The organism is Streptomyces sp. R41, from assembly GCF_041053055.1.
GTDB lineage: Bacteria > Actinomycetota > Actinomycetes > Streptomycetales > Streptomycetaceae > Streptomyces.
Map to the genome: position 1 here is coordinate 6,009,682 of NZ_CP163443.1, position 18,612 is coordinate 6,028,293.

General features: G+C 69.8%; 18 protein-coding genes. 9 read left to right on the forward strand and 9 right to left on the reverse strand.

Going from position 1 to position 18,612, the window contains the following annotated elements:
• Positions 1-274 precede the first annotated feature (274 nt).
• Complete coding sequence (locus AB5J53_RS27515) at positions 275-772, forward strand: MarR family winged helix-turn-helix transcriptional regulator (RefSeq protein ID WP_369248327.1); 498 nt, start codon at positions 275-277, stop codon at positions 770-772.
• Here AB5J53_RS27515 and AB5J53_RS27520 read toward each other — a convergent pair.
• Positions 745-1,152 (reverse strand): winged helix-turn-helix transcriptional regulator, encoded by a 408-nt coding sequence (locus AB5J53_RS27520; RefSeq protein WP_369248328.1) that lies wholly within the window; start codon positions 1,150-1,152, stop codon positions 745-747. The two genes, AB5J53_RS27515 and AB5J53_RS27520, sit on opposite strands and share 28 nt — an antisense overlap.
• Before the next feature lie 125 nt (positions 1,153-1,277).
• Here AB5J53_RS27520 and AB5J53_RS27525 point away from each other — a divergent pair, with 125 nt between their 5' ends.
• The gene (locus tag AB5J53_RS27525; RefSeq protein WP_369248329.1) at positions 1,278-2,168 is read left to right on the forward strand and encodes an NADP-dependent oxidoreductase; all 891 of its coding nucleotides are present in this window, start codon (positions 1,278-1,280) and stop codon (positions 2,166-2,168) included.
• Here the strand turns inward: AB5J53_RS27525 and AB5J53_RS27530 are convergent.
• On the reverse strand, positions 2,165-3,586 hold the full coding sequence (locus AB5J53_RS27530; protein ID WP_369248330.1) for an MFS transporter: 1,422 nt from the start codon (positions 3,584-3,586) through the stop codon (positions 2,165-2,167). The two genes, AB5J53_RS27525 and AB5J53_RS27530, sit on opposite strands and share 4 nt — an antisense overlap.
• A 139-nt stretch (positions 3,587-3,725) precedes the next feature.
• Here AB5J53_RS27530 and AB5J53_RS27535 point away from each other — a divergent pair, with 139 nt between their 5' ends.
• The 4 genes from AB5J53_RS27535 (at position 3,726) to AB5J53_RS27550 (ending at position 8,137) form a co-directional block, all read left to right on the forward strand.
• Positions 3,726-4,865: an LLM class flavin-dependent oxidoreductase gene (locus tag AB5J53_RS27535; RefSeq protein WP_369248331.1), complete on the forward strand. Its 1,140-nt coding sequence runs from the start codon at positions 3,726-3,728 to the stop codon at positions 4,863-4,865.
• Positions 4,862-5,470, forward strand: coding sequence for an FMN reductase (locus AB5J53_RS27540; protein ID WP_369248332.1), 609 nt, complete (start codon positions 4,862-4,864; stop codon positions 5,468-5,470). Before AB5J53_RS27535 ends, AB5J53_RS27540 begins: the two co-directional genes overlap by 4 nt.
• 348 nt (positions 5,471-5,818) lie before the next feature.
• A complete protein-coding gene (locus AB5J53_RS27545; protein ID WP_369248333.1) occupies positions 5,819-6,538 on the forward strand; it encodes a response regulator transcription factor in 720 nt (239 codons plus the stop codon).
• Between the two features lie 96 nt (positions 6,539-6,634).
• Entirely contained in the window at positions 6,635-8,137 is a 1,503-nt protein-coding gene (locus AB5J53_RS27550; protein WP_369252501.1) for an ATP-binding protein, read from the forward strand.
• A 91-nt stretch (positions 8,138-8,228) separates the two neighbouring features.
• Here the strand turns inward: AB5J53_RS27550 and AB5J53_RS27555 are convergent, their stop codons facing one another.
• The 6 genes from AB5J53_RS27555 to kdpF all read right to left on the reverse strand — a co-directional run bounded on the left by AB5J53_RS27555 (position 8,229) and on the right by kdpF (position 13,827).
• A complete protein-coding gene (locus AB5J53_RS27555; protein ID WP_369248334.1) occupies positions 8,229-8,387 on the reverse strand; it encodes a hypothetical protein in 159 nt (52 codons plus the stop codon).
• A 26-nt stretch (positions 8,388-8,413) separates the two neighbouring features.
• Positions 8,414-9,097 carry a response regulator gene (locus AB5J53_RS27560; RefSeq protein ID WP_369248335.1) on the reverse strand — a complete coding sequence of 228 codons (684 nt, stop codon included), beginning with the start codon at positions 9,095-9,097 and terminating at the stop codon, positions 8,414-8,416.
• A gap of 136 nt (positions 9,098-9,233) precedes the next feature.
• Positions 9,234-9,902 carry a potassium-transporting ATPase subunit C gene (locus tag AB5J53_RS27565; RefSeq protein ID WP_369248336.1) on the reverse strand — a complete coding sequence of 223 codons (669 nt, stop codon included), beginning with the start codon at positions 9,900-9,902 and terminating at the stop codon, positions 9,234-9,236.
• Positions 9,903-9,926: 24 nt separating this feature from the next.
• Positions 9,927-12,026 carry a potassium-transporting ATPase subunit KdpB gene (gene kdpB, locus AB5J53_RS27570; protein ID WP_369252503.1) on the reverse strand — a complete coding sequence of 700 codons (2,100 nt, stop codon included), beginning with the start codon at positions 12,024-12,026 and terminating at the stop codon, positions 9,927-9,929.
• A gap of 38 nt (positions 12,027-12,064) precedes the next feature.
• Positions 12,065-13,729, reverse strand: coding sequence for a potassium-transporting ATPase subunit KdpA (gene kdpA / locus AB5J53_RS27575; protein WP_369248337.1), 1,665 nt, complete (start codon positions 13,727-13,729; stop codon positions 12,065-12,067).
• Between the two features lie 8 nt (positions 13,730-13,737).
• Positions 13,738-13,827, reverse strand: a complete 90-nt coding sequence (gene kdpF / locus AB5J53_RS27580) for a K(+)-transporting ATPase subunit F (RefSeq protein WP_046925563.1) — start codon at positions 13,825-13,827, stop codon at positions 13,738-13,740.
• 14 nt (positions 13,828-13,841) lie between these two features.
• Here kdpF and AB5J53_RS27585 point away from each other — a divergent pair, with 14 nt between their 5' ends.
• The 3 genes from AB5J53_RS27585 (at position 13,842) to AB5J53_RS27595 (ending at position 16,989) form a co-directional block, all read left to right on the forward strand.
• A complete protein-coding gene (locus tag AB5J53_RS27585; protein WP_369248338.1) occupies positions 13,842-14,021 on the forward strand; it encodes a hypothetical protein in 180 nt (59 codons plus the stop codon).
• A 178-nt stretch (positions 14,022-14,199) separates the two neighbouring features.
• Positions 14,200-14,754: a hypothetical protein gene (locus AB5J53_RS27590; RefSeq protein WP_369248339.1), complete on the forward strand. Its 555-nt coding sequence runs from the start codon at positions 14,200-14,202 to the stop codon at positions 14,752-14,754.
• A gap of 201 nt (positions 14,755-14,955) precedes the next feature.
• Positions 14,956-16,989, forward strand: a complete 2,034-nt coding sequence (locus AB5J53_RS27595; RefSeq protein ID WP_369248340.1) for an amino acid permease — start codon at positions 14,956-14,958, stop codon at positions 16,987-16,989.
• Positions 16,990-17,153: 164 nt separating this feature from the next.
• Here the strand turns inward: AB5J53_RS27595 and AB5J53_RS27600 are convergent, their stop codons facing one another.
• Positions 17,154-18,566, reverse strand: coding sequence for a hypothetical protein (locus tag AB5J53_RS27600; RefSeq protein WP_369248341.1), 1,413 nt, complete (start codon positions 18,564-18,566; stop codon positions 17,154-17,156).
• Positions 18,567-18,612 lie beyond the last annotated feature (46 nt).

An 18,612-nucleotide genomic window follows, 5' to 3' on the forward strand; every position in this document is an offset into this window, starting at 1 on the left:
CGGCACGGCCCCTTCCGTGCGTTCGCGGCTGCGGGTGCGTGAGGGTCGACGCACGGCCCCTTCCGTGTGTTCGCGGGTGGGGGTCGACGCACGGCCCCTTCCGTGTGTTCGCGGGTGCGGTGGGGCACGGCCCCTTTCGTGCGTTCGCGGCTGCGGGTGCGTCGGGCTTGGCCTCTTTCGTGTGTTCGCGGCTGCGGGTGCGTTTCCCGGGCGGATGCCGTGGATGTGTCTGCGTCGTACGATTTCTGTTTGGCGCAGAGGAAGGGTGTGCGTGATGACGGGGAACGTGCGGGGGCGGCTGCTCGATGAGTTGTCCGTCGTGTCGCGTCGCTATATGGCGTCGTACGCGCTCTTCAATCAGGCCGTTGCTGATCATTTGAAGCTGCATCCGACGGATCTGCAGTGCCTGAATCTGCTCAGCCTGGAGGACGGGGCGGTGACCACGGGGCGGATCGCCGAGCTGACGGGGCTCACGACCGGCTCGGCGACGCGGCTGGTGGACCGGCTGGAGAAGGCCGGGTATGTCGTGCGCGAGCGGGACGCGGTGGACCGGCGGCGGGTGCTTGTGGCGACCGTGCCGGAGAAGGTCGCCGAGTTCGGGCGGATGTGGGACCGGCTGGGGGGTGGGTGGTACGCCTTGTTCGATGGGCTTGAGGATGAGGAACTCGCCCTGATCATCGGGCACATGCGTCGTACGGTCGACTTCAGTGCCGAGCAGATCGCGCGGCTGCGGGGCGGGGAACTTCAGGAGGCTTCGGAGGACGCGTCGTAGCGGTCGCGTGCCTCGTTGACCTCCTCGATGTGCCGTTCCGCCCAGTCCTTCACGGCGGTGAGCAGGCAGCTCAAGTTCATGCCCAGGGGCGTGAGTTCGTAGTCGACCCGGACCGGTACGGATGGGGTGACGGTGCGGGCGACGATGCCGTCGCGCTGCAGTGAACGCAGTGTCTGCGTCAGCATTTTGGGGCTGACGCCCGCGATCTTGCGGCCGAGGTCGCTGTAGCGCATCGACCCTTCGGCGAGTGCGCTGACGACCAGGCTGACCCACTTGTCGCTGATGCGGTCGAGGAGCTGGTTGGTGGGGCAGCCCTTGAGGAACGCGTCGTACTCGACGCGTGCCTTCTCGCGTCGCTGGGCCGCCGTCGTGGTCGCCATGGCTCACCTCCGGGTGACGTACGCACCTTCAGGTGCCTACTTACCGAAAGATAGTAACTCTTCATAGGGTTGTCGCAACGGGCGAGAAACCCGGGCAAATCCGTCGTTGAGTGGGGAGAGTAGTCATGCGTGCAGCGGTTGTGAACGCTTTTGGTGGTCCGGAAGCCGTGGAGATCGTCGAGGTCGAGGTGCCGGAGCCGGGTGCTGGGCAGGTGCGGATCAAGGTCGCGGCCGCCGCGCTCAATCCGGTCGACGCCGGCGTGCGCGCAGGCGGCTTCGGGGGTGCGGGCAAGCGGTTGGGGCTGGGGTGGGACGTGGCCGGGACCGTCGATGCCACGGGTGTGGCGACGGGGTGGGCGGTGGGTGATGAGGTGGTGGCGCTGGTCTATGGCCCCGTCAAGTCCCTTGGTACGCACGCCGATTACGTCGTCGTGGATGCCGATGCCGTGGCCAAGGCGCCCGCTTCGGTCGATGCGGTGCGCGCGGCGACTCTGCCGCTGAACGCTCTGGCTGCCGCGCAGGCCCTCGATCTGCTGGGCCTTGAGCCGGGGCAGAGTCTGCTGGTCACGGGCGCGGCGGGGGCGGTCGGTGGTTACGCCGTCCAGCTCGCCGTGCACCGCGGGCTGTCCGTGACCGCGCTTGCCCGGGAGGCCGACGAGGAGCTCGTACGGTCGCTGGCGGCGGCCCGGTTCGTGTCGGGTGACGTGGCGCCGGGGAGCGTGGACGGGGTGCTGGACGCGGCGATCCTCGGTGAGGCGGCGCTGGAGTGGGTGCGGGACGGCGGCGCGTTCGTGGGGGTCATCCCGGGAGCCCACCCGGCGTCCGTACGGGGCGTGCGGACCGGCTCGATCGAGGTCGCCGCAGACGGGGCGCGGCTCGCGGAGCTGGCGGCGCTTGTCGACGAGGGGGTGCTGACGCTCCGGGTCGCCGAGACGTACGCGCTGGACGAGGCGGCCAAGGCGCACGCCCGGCTGGCGGAGGGCGGTCTGCGGGGGCGGCTGGTCCTCCAGCCCTAGTGATGCTGTTCCTCCGGTGCCTTGCGCGGCAGCAGGCCTACGAGGGGGCAGCACAGGAGGGTGACGGCGGCGACGGCGGTGAGGCTCACGGTGGTGGCGTGGGCTTCGCCGCCGTTCGCCTTGAAGTAGACGGTGGTGACGGCGGCGGCGCCGATCGCGTTGGCGAGCTGCTGGACCGCGCCGAGTGAGCCGCCCGCGCTGCCGGCCTCGCCGGCGTCGATGTCGCCGACCGTTACGTCGTACACCGAGCCGAAGCAGGTGCCCATGCCGAGGCCGACGACGAGCAGCGGTGGGACCAGGGCCCAACTGCCGGTGTTCGTGCCTGAGGTGGAGACGAGGGCGAGCAGGTAGCCGGTCCCGGCGAGGGTGATGAGCAGGCCGATGAGGACGAGGCGGCGGCCCAGTGCGCCGATCAGGCGGTAGCAGGCGATCGAGGCGATGACGATGCCGGCGGACAGGGGCATCAGGCCGAGTGCGGCGCCCGCGGGGGAGCGGCCGAGGCCTTGCTGCAGGAAGAGCGAGACGACGTACAGGAGTCCGGCGACGGCGGCGAAGAAGACGATGCCGAGGACGAGTCCCGAGGTGAAGCCCCGGTTGTGGAGGAGGGAGGGCTGGATCAGGGGGTTGGCCGCGGTGCGCTGGCGGTGGCAGAAGGCGGCGAAGAGGGCGACTCCGGCGGCGACGAGTGCGGTGCTCGTGGGGGTCCAGCCGTGCGCCGAGCCCTCGATGAGGCCGGTGAGCAGGCCGAGCATGGTGGCGCCCAGGAGGGCGGAGCCGGGGCCGTCGACGGTGACCGTGCGGTCGCCGGTGTCGCGGGGGAGCAGGCGGGTGGCGGCGAGGAGGGCGGCGCCGCCGAGGACGAGATTGATGAGGAACATCGAGCGCCAGCCGAGGCCGGCGATGTCGGTGTCGATGAGGAGTCCGGCGAGGATCGGGCCGCCGACGGCCGAAAGGCCCATCACGGGGCCGAAGAGGCTGTACGCCTTGCCGATCTGGTCCCGGGGCCAGGTGGCGCCGAGGATGCCGAAGCCCTGCGGGATGACGAGCGCGCCGAAGGCGCCCTGTGCGAGGCGGGCGGCGACGAGTGTGCCGGGGGTCGGCGCGAGGCCGCACGCGACCGAGGCCGCGGTGAAGCCGCCGAGTCCGGCGAGGAAGAGGCAGCGGCGGCCGTACTTGTCGCCGAGCCGTCCGCCGAGGACGAGGAGTACGCCGAGCGCGAGGGCGTAGGAGGCGCCGAGCCACTGGATGAGGCCGGTGCCGCCGCCGAGGTCTTCGGCGATGGTCGGGGCGGCGATGTTGGTGATGGTGCCGTCGAGGAGGTCCAGGACGTCGGCGGCGAGGACCACTCCGAGGATGGCCCAGCGGGTTCGGGCGGGCGGGTGCGAGGTTTCTTTTGTGTCATGCAGTGTCTGCGTCACGCAGATAAATGTGGCGTATGGCGAGTGGGCGGGTCAAGTGATTAGCCGGAGGAGGTGCTCGGGGTGTGCGGAATATCAGCCGGGGTGTGGCCGTTGGGGGTTATAGTTGAATCGTAAACAACTTGGAGGGTGAGCGACCATGCAGTTCGGGATCTTCAGCGTCGGTGATGTGACCCCCGACCCGACCACGGGCAGGACGCCGACCGAGCACGAGCGCATCAAGGCCATGGTCGCCATCGCGCAGAAGGCCGAGGAGGTCGGGCTCGACGTCTTCGCGACCGGCGAGCACCACAATCCGCCGTTCGTGCCGTCGTCGCCGACCACCATGCTCGGCTACATAGCCGCACGCACCGAGAAGCTGGTCCTGTCCACGTCCACGACCCTGATCACCACCAACGACCCGGTGAAGATCGCCGAGGACTTCGCGATGCTCCAGCACCTGGCCGACGGCCGGGTCGACCTGATGATGGGGCGCGGCAACACCGGGCCCGTCTATCCCTGGTTCGGGCAGGACATCCGCCAGGGCATCAACCTCGCCATCGAGAACTACGCGCTGCTGCACCGGCTGTGGCGCGAGGACGTGGTGACCTGGGAGGGCAAGTTCCGTACGCCGCTGCAGTCGTTCACCGCGACGCCGCGGCCACTGGACGGCGTACCGCCGTTCGTCTGGCACGGCTCGATCCGCTCGCCGGAGATCGCCGAGCAGGCCGCGTACTACGGCGACGGCTTCTTCCACAACAACATCTTCTGGCCGGCCGACCACACCAAGCGGATGGTCGAGCTCTACCGCGAGCGGTACGCGCACTACGGGCACGGCACGGCCGAGCAGGCGATCGTCGGGCTCGGCGGTCAGGTGTTCATGCGGCACAACTCGCAGGACGCGGTACGGGAGTTCCGGCCCTACTTCGACAACGCGCCGGTGTACGGGCACGGGCCGTCCCTGGAGGACTTCACCGAGCAGACTCCGCTCACCGTCGGTTCGCCGCAGCAGGTGATCGAGAAGACGCTGTCCTTCCGCGAGTACGCCGGTGACTACCAGCGCCAGCTCTTCCTGATGGACCACGCGGGGCTGCCGCTGAAGACCGTCCTTGAGCAGCTCGACATGCTGGGCGAGGAGGTCGTGCCGGTGTTGCGCGAGGAGTTCGCGAAGGGGCGCGCGGCCGGTGTGCCGGAGGCGCCGACGCATGCGGCTCGGGTGGCCGCCGCCGCTTCGGAGGCTTCGCAGGTCTCGGAGGGTTCGCAGGTTTCGGAGGGTTCGAAGGGAGTGACCGTCGTATGAAGCTCGTCGTCGTCTCGGCGGGGCTGAGTGTTCCGTCGTCCACGCGGCTGCTGGGCGACCGGCTGGCGGCCGCCGCGGTCCGGGATACGGCCGCCGACGTCCAGGTCGTCGAGTTGCGCGACCTCGCCGTGGAGATCGCTCACAACTTCACGAACGGGTTTCCCGGGCGGGGGTTGTCCGACGCGATCGACGCCGTGACGTCCGCGGACGGTCTCATCGTCGTCACGCCGGTCTTCTCCGCCTCCTACAGCGGGCTGTTCAAGTCCTTCTTCGATGTGCTGACCGTCGCGGACAAGGACGCGCTTGCCGGGAAGCCGGTGCTGATCGCGGCGACCGGTGGTAGCGGGCGGCACTCGCTCGTCCTTGAACACGCGTTGCGTCCCCTTTTCTCGTATCTGCGGGCTGTGGTCGTGCCGACCGGGGTGTACGCGGCTTCGGAGGACTGGGGAGCGGAGGGGCTGGACGAGCGGATCGAGAGGGCGGCGGGGGAGTTGGCGGGGCTGATGGGGGCGGGTTCGCCCGGGCGGGGCGTGGTGCGTGGCGGGGGTGCGGGTGGCTTCGAGGTGATCCCGTTCGAGCAGCAGCTGGGGGCGTTGCGGCCGTAAGCGTTTTTCGCCCCCTCCGCCCCTGCCCGTCCCGTACCTGGGGGCTGCGCCCCCAGACCCCCGCTTAAAAGATTGCGCAGTTCCCCGCGCCCCTGACGGGGCGCGGGAAACTGCGCGAAGTGGGGCGGCGGGCGAAGGAAGCCGCCCCGGCCGCCCCCGCCGGCCCCGAGCCGGGGGAGTCCTCGGGGCGGCCGGGGCGTGTCAGGGCTCGCCCGTCCTGACATATTGGACACAGTGACCGGGGGAGGTAAGGCGACGCGCCGGGACGTGGTGAGAGGCGGGTAAGAAGGGTGGTCGCGGGGGCGCTCATCAGGTGGTACCCGGCCGAGGGCTTGGCAGACTGGTGGGGTGCCCCAGAATGTGCTGCTCGCCGAGGACGACCGTGCCATCCGTCACGCCCTGGAAAGGGCGCTGGCGCTGGAGGGCTATGAGGTGACGGCCGTCGCCGACGGGGTGGAAGCGCTGGCCCAGGCCCACCGCACTCCACCGGACGTGTTGGTCCTCGACGTCATGATGCCCGGCATCGACGGGCTCCAGGTGTGCCGCGTGCTGCGCGCGGAGGGCAACCGCACGCCGATCCTGATGCTCACCGCGCTCGTCGAGACCGCGGACCGCATCGCGGGCCTGGACGCCGGCGCAGACGACTACGTGGTCAAGCCGTTCGACGTCGAGGAGGTCTTCGCCCGGCTGCGCGCCCTGCTGCGCCGCACGGGGACGGGCGCGGCGAACGGCACCCCCATCGACGTACCGGTGCCGAAGGAGCCCGACGGGCAGATCGTCGCGGCCGGGCTGCGCATGGACATCCAGGCGCGACGGGCCTGGCGCGGGCAGCGGGAGCTGGAGCTGACCCGGACCGAGTTCGAGCTCCTCGAACTGCTCGTCCGCAACGCGGGCATCGTCCTCGACCACGCCACCATCTACGACCGGATCTGGGGCTACGACTTCGGTCCCGGTTCCAAGAACCTCGCCGTATACGTGGGGTATCTGCGGCGCAAGCTCGACGAGCCGGCAGCACCGGCGCTGATCCACACGGTGCGGGGCGTGGGGTACGTACTGAGGGAGGACTGAGTGCCGCCCGGCTCCGACAGATCCCCCGGCTCCCCCGGCTCCCCCGGCTCCCCCGGCTCCCCCGGCTCCCCCGGCTCCGCCTGGGTTCGCAGGTCGCTGCGGCTTCCCCGGCCCCGCTTTCGGCGGGTGTCCTCCCTGCGGGCCACCTTCACCGTGTCCTTCGCGGCCGTCGCCGCCGCTGTCACGGTGCTCGTCGGATTCCTGAGTTACGACGCCGCCGCCCGGCTCGTGCGTGTGGACCAGCAGACCGTGTTCGCCGAGGTCGTGCAGGACCTGCGCGACCAGGTGCGCGAGCACCCGCTGCAGCCGGGCGACTTCGCGTCGTCCGACCCCGACCACGACGGGCCGCTCGACGACATCATCCGGCCGAGCCGTACGGACGTACAGGTGCTCGGGCCCGGCGGCGCGATCGTCGACCGCGGCAACCCTCCGCTGCCCGTGAACAGTCACGACCGGGCGATCGCCGACGACGGGACGGCGGGCAGGCTGGAAGAGCACAAGGAGGTCGACGTCGCCGGCGACCGCTACCGGGTGGCGACCGTCGCGCTCGGCGGCGGGCGGGGCGCGGTGCAGGTGGCCCAGCAGTTCAGCGACACGGAGGATCTGCTGCGGGAGCTGCAGCAGCGGACCGTGCTGCTCGTCGGGGCGGTCGTGATCGCCGCGGGGCTGTTCGGCTGGTGGCTGGCCCGGCGGATAACGCGGCGGCTGGTGCGGCTCGCCGGGGCCGCCGAGGATGTCGCGCGCACCGGGCGGCTCGGCATTCAGGTGCCGGTCACCGGGTACGACGAGGTGGCCCGGCTCGGCCGCTCCTTCGACCGGATGCTCGGCCGGCTCGCCCAGTCCGAGGAGGACCAGCGGCGACTGGTCCAGGACGCTGGTCATGAACTGCGTACGCCGCTGACCTCGCTGCGTACGAACATCTCCATGCTCCGCCGTATCGATGAGCTGCCCCCCGACGCCCGCGAGGAACTCGTCGCCGACCTGGCCCTGGAGTCCCGCGAACTGACCGACCTCGTCAACGAGTTGGTCGCCCTCGCGGCCGGACAGTCCGACACCGAACCCGTCCGGCGGCTCGACCTCGCCGACCTCGCCGAGGACGTCGCGATCGTCGCGCGGCGGCGTACCGGGCGGGACATCACCGTGCGGGTGAGCGGTGACACGACGGTCGACGGGCGGCCCACAGCCCTTCAGCGGGCGATCTCCAACCTGGTCGAGAACGCGGCCAAGTTCGATCGGGAGGGGAATGCGCCGATCGAGATCGTCGTCGAGGAGATGGGTGCCGGCCGTCGTGTCGCCGTCGATGCCGACGGTGGCCGTGCGGGCGTCGACGCGGGCACCGCGGCCGGTCGTCCCGGGCCGGTCCGCGTCGAGGTCCTCGACCGCGGTCCCGGTATCGCCGACGGCGACCTCGTGCGGATATTCGACCGCTTCTACCGTGCCGCCGACGCCCGCAGCCTGCCCGGCTCGGGGCTCGGCCTGTCCATCGTCCGCGAGGTGGCCACCGCTCACGGTGGCACTCCGTTCGCCTTCCGGCGGGATGGGGGTGGCACGGTGATCGGGTTCACGGTGGGCGGGGACGGGGCGGCGGACGAGGGCTGAGGTGGGTGGGTTTTTCGCCCCCTCCGCCCCTGCCCGACCCGACCTGGGGCTCCGCCCCAGACCCCGTTCGCGCAGTTCCCCGCGCCCCTTTTCAGGGGCGCGGGGAACTGCGCGGTCTTTTGGCGGGCGGCACCCCCAGGTACGGGACGGGCAGGGGCGCGACGCGGCGGTGTGCCTCGGAGAGCATCGCGTACGTCTTGCCGACGCCCGGTGCCGCGCCGAGGCAGATCCGAAGCTTGCCGCGCCCCATGATGTCCTCTCACGCCCCCGTGCCCCTCAGGCCTCGAAGCGGTAGCCCATGCCGGGCTCGGTGATCAGATAGCGGGGGTGGGAGGGATCCGCTTCCAATTTGCGCCTGAGCTGGGCCATGTAGACGCGCAGATAGTTGGTCTTGCTGCTGTACGAGACACCCCACACCTCCTGGAGGAGCCGGCGCTGCGTGATGAGGCGGCCCGGGTTGCAGACCAGGATCTCCAGCAGGTGCCACTCGGTCGGGGTGAGGCGTATGTCGTGGCCGGCGCGGGTGGCCTTCTTGGCGGCCAGGTCGACGGTGAAGTCCTCCGTGGTGACCAGGACGGTCTCCGGGGCGAGCGCCACGGTCTCCGTACGGCGGACGGCGGCGCGCAGCCGGGCCAGGAGTTCGTCCATGCTGAACGGTTTGGTGATGTAGTCGTCGGCGCCCGCGTCGAGCGCGGCGACCTTCTCGTCGGAGGCCTGGCGCGCGGACAGCACCAGGATCGGTACGCGGGTCCAGCCGCGCAGCGCCTTGATGACGTCCACTCCGTCCATGTCGGGCAACCCCAGGTCCAGTACGACCACGTCGGGCCGGCGCGCGGCGGCGAGCCGGAGCGCGGTGGCGCCATCGGGGGCCGCGTCGACTCCGTACCCGCGGGCCTGCATGTTGATCACGAGCGCACGTACGAGCTGTGGATCGTCCTCCACCACCAGCATCCGGGTCATCGGCGTGCGCCTTTCCTTTTGTACGGAGCGTTGTCCGGCGGACCGGTGAGCGGGCAACCGGGGTCATGACGGCGGGAGTTGACGAACACGAGGGATGCCCTCGGCCGCCAACTCCCGCGTGGTGCGCGTAAGACCATCAGCTCTTCGCCGCAAGTCCCTTGAGTGCGATGTTGAGTTCGAGGACGTTGACGGTGGGCTCGCCGATGAAGCCGAGGGTGCGGCCCTCGGTGTGCTCGTCGACCAGCTTCTGGACCTGGGCGACGGACAGGTGGTTCTTCTCCGCGATGCGGTGGACCTGGATGTCCGCGTACTCGGGGGAGATGTCCGGGTCCAGCCCTGAGCCGGAGGATGTCACCGCGTCGGCGGGGACGTCGGAGGGCTTGACCGTGTAGCCGTTCACCGAGTTGTCCTTGATGACGGCCTTCTTGGCTGCGGTCACCCAGTCGATCAGGTCCTTGTTGTCACCGGAACGGTTGGTGGCGCCGGACAGGATCAGCTTGTACTGGGTGTTGACGCTGTTGGTGCCGAGACCGTTCTGCGGGCGGCCCTGGAACCACTTCAGGTCGGGCTCCGGGGTCTCCTGGCCCTTCTTCAGCGGCAGGTTGTAGGACTGGCCGATCAGCGAGGAGCCCACGACCTTGCCGTTGGACTTGATCTCCGAGCCGTTCGCCTTGTCCGAGAGCAGGCCCTGGGCGACACCGGTGACGGCGAGCGGGTACAGGACGCCTGTCACCACCGTGAGCACCAGGAGGGCTCGCAGGCCGGCCCAGAGCAACCGGGCAGTGTTCGTAACCGAGTTGTTCATGGTGATCAGCACGCTTTCAAAAAATTACAGCCCGGGGATGAGGGAGATGATCAGGTCGATGATCTTGATGCCGATGAAGGGTGCGATCAGTCCGCCGAGGCCGTAGATCCCGAGGTTGCGGCGGAGCAACTTGTCCGCGCTGACCGGCCGGTACTGCACACCGCGCAGGGCGAGCGGCACCAGCGCGATGATGATCAGCGCGTTGAAGATGACCGCGGACAGGATCGCGGAGTCCGGCGAGGACAGGTGCATGATGTTGAGCTTGTCCAGGCCCGGGTAGACCGCCGCGAACAGCGCCGGGATGATCGCGAAGTACTTCGCGACGTCGTTGGCGATCGAGAAGGTCGTCAGCGCACCTCGGGTGATCAGCAGCTGCTTGCCGATCTCCACGATCTCGATGAGCTTGGTGGGGTTGGAGTCCAGGTCCACCATGTTCCCGGCCTCCTTGGCGGCCGAGGTACCGGTGTTCATGGCCACACCCACGTCGGCCTGGGCCAGCGCCGGCGCGTCGTTCGTGCCGTCACCGGTCATCGCGACGAGCTTGCCGCCCGCCTGCTCTCGCTTGATCAGCGCCATCTTGTCCTCGGGAGTCGCCTCCGCGAGGAAGTCGTCGACGCCCGCCTCGTCGGCGATCGCCTTGGCTGTCAGCGGGTTGTCACCCGTGATCATGACGGTCTTGATGCCCATGCGGCGCAGCTCGTCGAACCGCTCGCGCATGCCTTCCTTGACGACGTCCTTGAGGTGGATGACGCCCAACACCCGGGCGCCGTCGATGTCTTCGACGGCCACGAGCAGCGGCGTACCGCCTGCCTCGGAGATCCGGTTGGCCAGGGTGTCGGCGTCCTCGGACACCTCGCCGCCCTGCCCCTTCACCCAGGCGATGACCGAACCGGCCGCGCCCTTGCGGATCTTGCGCCCGTCGACGTCCACGCCCGACATCCGCGTCTGGGCGGTGAAGGCGATCCACTCGGCGCCCGCGAGCTCGCCCTGGTGGCGCTCACGCAGCCCGTACTTCTCCTTCGCCAGTACGACGATGGAGCGGCCCTCGGGCGTCTCGTCGGCCAGCGAGGAGAGCTGGGCGGCGTCGGCGACCTCGGCCTCGGTGGTACCGGTCACCGGCACGAACTCGGAGGCCTGGCGGTTGCCGAGGGTGATGGTGCCGGTCTTGTCGAGGAGGAGCGTCGAGACGTCGCCCGCGGCCTCGACTGCCCGCCCGGACATGGCCAGTACGTTCCTCTGCACCAGCCGGTCCATGCCCGCGATGCCGATCGCGGAGAGCAGCGCGCCGATGGTGGTGGGGATCAGGCAGACCAGGAGGGCCACCAGGACGACCATCGTGAGATGCGTGCCCGCATAGTCCGCGAACGGCGGCAGGGTGGCCACCGCGAGCAGGAAGACGATCGTGAGGGACGCCAGCAGGATGTTCAGCGCGATCTCGTTGGGCGTCTTCTGCCGTGCCGCGCCCTCGACCAAGGCGATCATGCGGTCGATGAAGGTCTCGCCCGGCTTCGTCGTGATCTTGATGACGATCCGGTCGGAGAGGACCTTCGTACCCCCGGTGACGGCCGAGCGGTCGCCGCCGGACTCGCGGATGACGGGCGCCGACTCACCGGTGATCGCCGACTCGTCCACGGACGCCACGCCCTCGACGACGTCACCGTCGCCGGGGATGATGTCGCCCGCCTCGCAGACGACGAGGTCGCCGACGCGCAGTTCGGTGCCGGGGACCTGTTCCTCGGTCCTGCCATCCTTGGACAGCCGACGCGCGACCGTGTCGGTCTTGGCCTTGCGCAGGGTGTCCGCCTGCGCCTTGCCGCGGCCCTCGGCCACCGCCTCCGCCAGGTTGGCGAAGATCACGGTCAGCCACAGCCAGGCGCTGATCGCCCAGCCGAACCAGTCGCTCGGGTCCTTGAAGGAGAAGACCGTCGTCAGGACCGAGCCGACCAACACCACGAACATGACAGGTGACTTGACCATCACCCGCGGGTCGAGCTTGCGGAAGGCGTCCGGCAGCGACGTGAGCAGTTGCTTCGGGTCGAACAGACCCGCGCCGACGCGTCCTTCGTCCTTGTGACCGGTCGGCACATCACTGTGCGGCGCCCGGGTCGGGGTGGCTGTGGACATCGAGTCCTCTTGCTTCTCTATACGAGTCGTACGAGTGGTCATGACGCCAGCCCCTCGGCCAGCGGACCCAGCGCCAGGGCCGGGAAGTAGGTCAGACCGGTGATGATCAGGATCGCGCCCACGAGGAGACCCGTGAACAGCGGCTTTTCGGTGCGCAGGGTGCCCGCGGTCGCCGGGACCGGCTTCTGCTCGGCGAGCGAACCGGCCAGCGCGAGCACGAACACCATCGGCAGGAAGCGGCCGAGCAGCATGGCGAGGCCGATCGTGGTGTTGAACCACTGCGTATCGGCGTTCAGACCCGCGAAGGCCGAGCCGTTGTTGTTGGCGCCGGAGGTGTAGGCGTACAGGATCTCGGAGAATCCGTGCGCCCCGCTGTTGGTCATCGAGTTGCCCGGCGTCGGCAGGGCCATCGCCGCGGCGGTGAAGATGAGCACCAGCGCCGGGGTGATGAGGATGTAGCAGGCCGCGAACTTGATCTCACGGGTGCCGATCTTCTTGCCCAGGTACTCGGGGGTGCGGCCGACCATGAGACCGGCGATGAACACCGCGATGATCGCCATGATCAGCATGCCGTAGAGGCCGGAGCCGGTACCACCGGGTGCGATCTCGCCCAGCTGCATGCCCAGCAGGGTGATACCGCCGCCGAGGCCGGTGAACGAGGAGTGGAAGGAGTCCACCGCACCGGTCGAGGTCAGCGTCGTGGACACCGCGAAGATCGACGAGGCGCCGACCCCGAAGCGGTCCTCCTTGCCCTCCAGCGCACCGCCGGCGATCTGGAACGCCGGGCCATGGTGGGCGAACTCGGTCCACATCATCAGGGCGATGAAGCCGACCCAGATGGTGACCATCGTGGCGAGGATCGCGTAGCCCTGGCGCAGCGAGCCGACCATGCGGCCGAAGGTGCGGGTCAGGGAGAACGGGATGACCAGGAGCAGGAAGATCTCGAAGAGGTTCGAGAACGGGGTGGGGTTCTCGAAGGGGTGGGCGCTGTTGGCGTTGAAGTAACCGCCGCCGTTGGTGCCGATCTCCTTGATGGCCTCCTGGGAGGCGACCGCGCCGCCGTTCCACTGCTGCGAGCCGCCCATGAACTGGCCGACCTCGTGGATGCCGGAGAAGTTCTGGATCGCCCCGCAGGCGACCAGGATGATCGCGGCGACGACGGAGAGCGGCAGCAGGATCCGGACGACACCGCGCACCAGGTCGGCCCAGAAGTTGCCGAGTTCACCGGTGCGGGAGCGGGAGAAGCCGCGCACGAGCGCGACGGCCACCGCGATGCCGACGGCCGCGGAGACGAAGTTCTGGACGGCCAGACCGGCGGTCTGCACGACGTGGCCCATGGCCTGCTCGCCGTAGTACGACTGCCAGTTGGTGTTCGTCACGAAGGACGCGGCGGTGTTGAACGCCTGGTCCGGATCGATGGACTTGAAACCGAGCGAGCCGGGGAGGTGGCCCTGGATGCGCTGCAGCAGGTAGAGGAAGAAGACGCTGACCGCCGAGAAGGCGAGGACGCCGCGCAGGTACGCGGGCCAGCGCATCTCGGTGTCGGGGTTGGCGCCGATGCCCTTGTAGATCCACTTCTCGACGCGCAGGTGCTTGTCGGAGGAGTAGACCTTGGCCATGTAGTCGCCGAGGGGACGGTAGGCGAGTGCCAGTGCCGCTATGAGCGCGAGCAGCTGGAGCACGCCGGCGAGGACGGGGCTCATGTTGGTGCTCAGAACCTCTCCGGGAAGACGAGGGCGAGGACGAGATAGCCCAGCAGGGCGACGGCCACGATCAGGCCGACGATGTTTTCGACGGTCACGGCGTCACCTCCACATGTCCGGAGGCGGGGACGGGATGGCCCAGCAGGGCGACGGACACCGCGAAGCCGACGCCGCCGATGAATACAGCCTCGGCGGTCACAGCTTCGTCACCCCCTTGGCGACGAGGGCCACCAGCGCGAACACCGCGATCGTGGTGACGACGAAGGCCACGTCGGCCATCGTGAGCTCCTAGATGAGGTTCGGGTTGAACGGACTGTTAGAGAAAAGCGCCTCGCCGGCCGGATTCGTCCGTCGTTGACGGCTCCCTTACGGCGGCCCGTACGCCCTTGTCGCATCCTTGACGCGCCGCCCCATCAGAGACCCGTCAAGGCATGCTGCCTCCGGCCTCCCAGGCCCCTACGGTCGGTCATATGGAAAGCCGCAACGACGTGCGCAACGCGGTCGGCGCACCCCCACCACCGCCCGCGGAAGCGGCACACGACCGCCTCTGGGCCCGGGACGTACGCAGCTCGATCCGCTGCGCGGCCGCGCTCCTCGGCCTCCTGCTGCTGATCGACCGGGCCGCCGGCACCCTCACGGACCTGCGCGCCCTGCTGTGGGTCTCCCTCGCGGTGCTGTTGTTCCTGGTCCTCTGCCCCGCCCGGGTCGCCGCCGGTGAGGGCTGGCTGGCCTCGCGCGGGCTGCTGCGCGCCCGGCGGGTACGGACCGACCACCTGGTGTCGGTGCGTGTTCTGGACGGCGTCGGCCAACGGCTCGTCCTGCGGGACACCTTCGGCGCGAGCCTGGAGATCGACCCCCGGGTCCTCGTCGCCAATCCCGCACTGTGGCACCGCCTGGACGAGGACACCCGCGTCTCCGCCCTCCGCGGCTCGCTCATGTGCGGGGCGACCGCGCTGCACCGCGTCTCGCAGCGCATCGACGGCGAGACTGCGCTGACGGTGTTCAAGGTGTCGGGGCTGGACTGATCCGCGTCTGCCGGGCCGGGGCGACCAATGGCTCCACGTACGGACGCTCAGTTGTTCCCCTTGCGGACGCCCGCCCGCTCCTCGTACGGGCGCCCTTTTGCTCCATATGTACGTGTCCGACGAAACCCTAACGGTCCCTTAACGCCCTGCGGGCCGCTCACCCTCCCCCTCCGTGCCCCTCCCCCGGCTTACCCTCCGCCCGTGCTCAACGTGACGGGGATCCTCAAGCGGCTGGTGATCGGCCGGGCGATGCGCAGCGAAGAGCTGCACGAGACGCTGCTGCCCAAACGGCTCGCGCTGCCGATCTTCGCCTCGGACCCGCTGTCGTCGGTGGCGTACGCGACGCAGGAGATCCTGCTGGTCCTCACGCTCGGCGGACTGGCGTATCTGCATTTCACGCCCTGGATCGCGGCCGCGGTCGTGGCACTGATGACGGTCGTGGTGCTCTCGTACCGCCAAGTGGTGCACGCGTATCCCAGCGGCGGCGGCTCGTACGAGGTGGTGTCCACGAACCTCGGCCCGTCCGCCGGACTGGTCGTCGCCGCCTCGCTCCTCGTCGACTACGTCATGACGGTGGCCGTCTCGGTGGCCTCCGGCGTCGACAACATCATCTCGGCCCTCCCCCAACTCGCCGACCACCGCGTCCTGTTGGCGCTCTGCTTCGTCGCGATCCTGACGGCGATGAACCTGCGAGGCGTACGCGAGTCGGGGCGGGCCTTCGCCGCACCCACTTACCTCTTCATCGGCGGCGTCCTGATCATGGTGATCACCGGTCTGATCCGGTACTTCCTCGGGGACGCGCCGGTCGCCGAGAGCGCAAAGTACGGTGTCACGCCGGCCCCTTCGGACGCGCATCTCACGGGCCTGGCCCTCGTCATGCTGGTGCTGCGCGCTTTCTCGTCCGGCTGTACGGCACTGACCGGCGTGGAGGCGATCTCCAACGGCGTACCGGCGTTCCGCAAGCCCAAGTCGAAGAACGCGGCCTCGACGATGGCGGCGATGGGCATCATCGCGATCGTCATGTTCGTCGGCGTCACCGCGCTGGCGCTGATCACCAAGGTGCACATCACCGGTGACTCCTGCCGTCTGACCGGCCTGAACGGCGACTGCTCCTCGTACACGCAGCGCACCGTCATCGCGCAGATCGCGGCGGCGGTCTTCGGCGGCGAGCACAGCGTCGGCTTCTACTTCATCCAGGCGGCGACCGCGCTGGTCCTGATCCTGGCCGCGAACACGGCCTTCAACGGCTTCCCGCTGCTGTCGTCGATCCTTGCCCAACACCGTTACCTGCCCCGCCAGCTGCACAACCGGGGCGACCGGCTCGCCTTCTCCAACGGCATCGTGGCCCTGGCGGTCGTCGCGGGCCTGCTGCTGTGGGGCTTCCGGGCGAACGTCACCAGCCTCATCCACCTCTACATCCTGGGCGTGTTCACCTCCTTCACGCTCTCCCAGCTCGGCATGGTCCGGCACTGGAACCGCGAGCTGCGCGCGACACCCGACCCGGTCACGCGCCGTCGCCATCACACGGCCCGCGTGGTCAACGCGTTCGGCGCGGTCGTCACGGGGCTGGTCCTGGTGATCGTCCTTGCCACCAAGTTCACCCAGGGCGCGTGGCTGGCGGTGCTCGCGGCGATCGTGCTGTGGGTGATGATGCGCGGGATCCGACGGCACTACGACGCCACGGCGGCGGAGCTGGCAGTGACCGACCCGCGCGGTGAACTCGTCCCGCCCAGCCGGGTGTTCGGGATCGTGCTCGTGTCCACGATCCACAAGCCGACCCTGCGCGCCCTCGCCTACGCGCGCGCCTTCCGCCCCGACCAGCTGGAGGCCCTCACGGTCTCGGTCGACCGCGACGAGGCGGCCGCGCTCCGCACGCGCTGGGAGGAGTACGGCATCGAGGTTCCGTTGAAGATCATCGACTCTCCGTATCGCGAGGTGACCCGGCCGGTCGTGGAGTACGTCCGCTCCATCCGCCGCGAGAGCCCGCGGGACATCGTCGCCGTCTTCATCCCCGAGTACGTCGTCGGCCACTGGTGGGAGAACCTGCTCCACAACCAGTCCGCCCTGTGGCTCAAGAGCCGTCTCCTCTTCACTCCCGGCGTCATGGTCACCAGCGTCCCGTGGCAGCTGACCTCCTCGGCCCGCGCCGACCGCCCGGCGGCCCGGGCCCCGGGCTCATTCCGCCGAGGCGAGCCCCAGCACCCGCAGCCCCGGGCCGGCTCCCGCCACGAGTAGCCGCAGGTGATGGTTGCTCGCCCCCGCCGCCCCGTAAGGGGCACGGGGAACTGCACGGCAAGCCCTCCCCGGCAGGCGCCCGAAAGACAACCCAGGGGGGTCTGGGGGGGAAGCCCCCCGGGTACGGGAATCGGTAGGGGCGGCGGGGGCGAAAAAGCGGTGGGTCAGCGAAACTCCGCGAGTCGTGGGCGCAAGCCGAGCAGTGTCAGCGCAGCCCCGGTGAGGAGCAAGGCGCATGTCCAGGGAAGCAGCCCGGTCGCCTCGGAGCGGCCCGCCCGCACCGCCGCCACGAAGTGGTCACGGTTGATGTCGGTCAGCTCGCCCAGCGCGGTCATCCACTCCGCGAAATGCGCGTTGGACGTGGCCGGTTGCCAGTCCATGCAGAACTCGACGGCCTCGCGCTCCTGGCCCTGCGCGACCAGTGTGCGTATCTTGCGGTCGTCGCGCTGGTAGACGGCGTACGTCTCGACCGTCTTCTCGGCGGCGGCCCGCTCCCCGGGGAAGGTGATGTTGGCGAGCTCGCGCTCGAACTCCCCGGTGAAATCGAGGTCGTCGTGGTCGGCTTCGTACATCTGCCAGGTCCGGTCCAGCTCGGCGTCGTAGTTCGACAGGGTTGCCCCTGAAATGCCGTACAGCTTCTGCGACTTGGCGAGGAAGGACGGACCGTACTGGTAGCGCCGCTCGGGATCGAGGAGCCACCGGCTCTCGTCGGCGTTCGCGTCGTACGCGATCGCGCGGGCGCGGGAGAGCGCGACGACGGAGTCGAAGGCGTCGCGGCGGGCGCCGCGCAGATGCTCGGCGGAGGCGGAGAGCGCCTCGGTGCCGAGGATCACGGCGAGCAGGGCGCAGACCGTGGCGGCCAGTACGCCGGGGTTGAGGATCCGGTGGAAGCGCCGTGTCAGGTAGCACTGGAGGACGCCGAGCGCGGCGAGCAGCAGCGCGCCGAGTGCTACGACGGCGGCGAGCTGGGCGGCGAGGGTCGAACGGGCCTCGGCGTACTCCCTGTTGAACGCGCTGTTGTTGGAGTCCACCAACGTGCGGGCCTCCGGAAGGAGTTGGCCCTGCAGCAGATCGGTCGCCGTACGGTAGTCCTCGAGCGCGGCCGCCTTGCCGCCGGAGCGGCCGTCGTTCTCCAGGGCGCGCCCTATCCGTTCCTGGTACTCGGCGAAGTTGTCGGTGAGGGACTCCACCGTCCGCTCGTCCGCCCGGTCGCCCTGGGCGGCGACGGCGAGGGCGCGCAGGTCGTGGCCGATCTCGCGACGGGCTTCGCCGTAGAAGCCGTACGCCTTGTCGTACGGCGTTCCCAGGCGCCCTTTGCCCGCGTTGCCGCTGGACAGCAGGAGGTTGGCGGCCTGGGCGTCCATGTCGTTGAGGGCGAGGTTGAGGTCGGCGGCAGTGGTGGTGCGGGGCGCGTCGCGTTCGGCGACGGCGTTCCAGGTGCCGGTGGCGGCGAGTGCGGCGAGCAGGAGCAGCAGGGCGAGGGTGGTGGCGAGCGAGACCGTGCCCGCGCGCAGCAGACGCAGCCGCGCGGGCACGGTGGCCCAGTAGCGGCGGCGCAGAGCGGCCCGCGCGGCCACGGCCTCACGACGGAGGCGCCGGCCCGGACGGCCCGGCCGTAACCTC

Excerpts from the sequence above, each read along its gene's own strand:
- AB5J53_RS27520 (WP_369248328.1), bottom strand. The coding sequence starts at position 1,152 with ATGGCGACCACGACGGCGGCCCAGCGACGCGAGAAGGCACGCGTCGAG.
- AB5J53_RS27585 (WP_369248338.1), top strand. The coding sequence starts at position 13,842 with ATGTCCGGAGGCGGGGACGGGATGGCCCAGCAGGGCGACGGACACCGC.
- AB5J53_RS27555 (WP_369248334.1), bottom strand. The coding sequence starts at position 8,387 with ATGGGGCGCGGCAAGCTTCGGATCTGCCTCGGCGCGGCACCGGGCGTC.
- kdpA (WP_369248337.1), bottom strand. The coding sequence starts at position 13,729 with ATGAGCCCCGTCCTCGCCGGCGTGCTCCAGCTGCTCGCGCTCATAGCG.
- kdpB (WP_369252503.1), bottom strand. The coding sequence starts at position 12,026 with ATGTCCACAGCCACCCCGACCCGGGCGCCGCACAGTGATGTGCCGACC.
- AB5J53_RS27540 (WP_369248332.1), top strand. The coding sequence starts at position 4,862 with ATGAAGCTCGTCGTCGTCTCGGCGGGGCTGAGTGTTCCGTCGTCCACG.
- AB5J53_RS27535 (WP_369248331.1), top strand. The coding sequence starts at position 3,726 with ATGCAGTTCGGGATCTTCAGCGTCGGTGATGTGACCCCCGACCCGACC.
- AB5J53_RS27560 (WP_369248335.1), bottom strand. The coding sequence starts at position 9,097 with ATGACCCGGATGCTGGTGGTGGAGGACGATCCACAGCTCGTACGTGCG.
- AB5J53_RS27565 (WP_369248336.1), bottom strand. The coding sequence starts at position 9,902 with ATGAACAACTCGGTTACGAACACTGCCCGGTTGCTCTGGGCCGGCCTG.
- AB5J53_RS27590 (WP_369248339.1), top strand. The coding sequence starts at position 14,200 with ATGGAAAGCCGCAACGACGTGCGCAACGCGGTCGGCGCACCCCCACCA.
- AB5J53_RS27515 (WP_369248327.1), top strand. The coding sequence starts at position 275 with ATGACGGGGAACGTGCGGGGGCGGCTGCTCGATGAGTTGTCCGTCGTG.
- AB5J53_RS27525 (WP_369248329.1), top strand. The coding sequence starts at position 1,278 with ATGCGTGCAGCGGTTGTGAACGCTTTTGGTGGTCCGGAAGCCGTGGAG.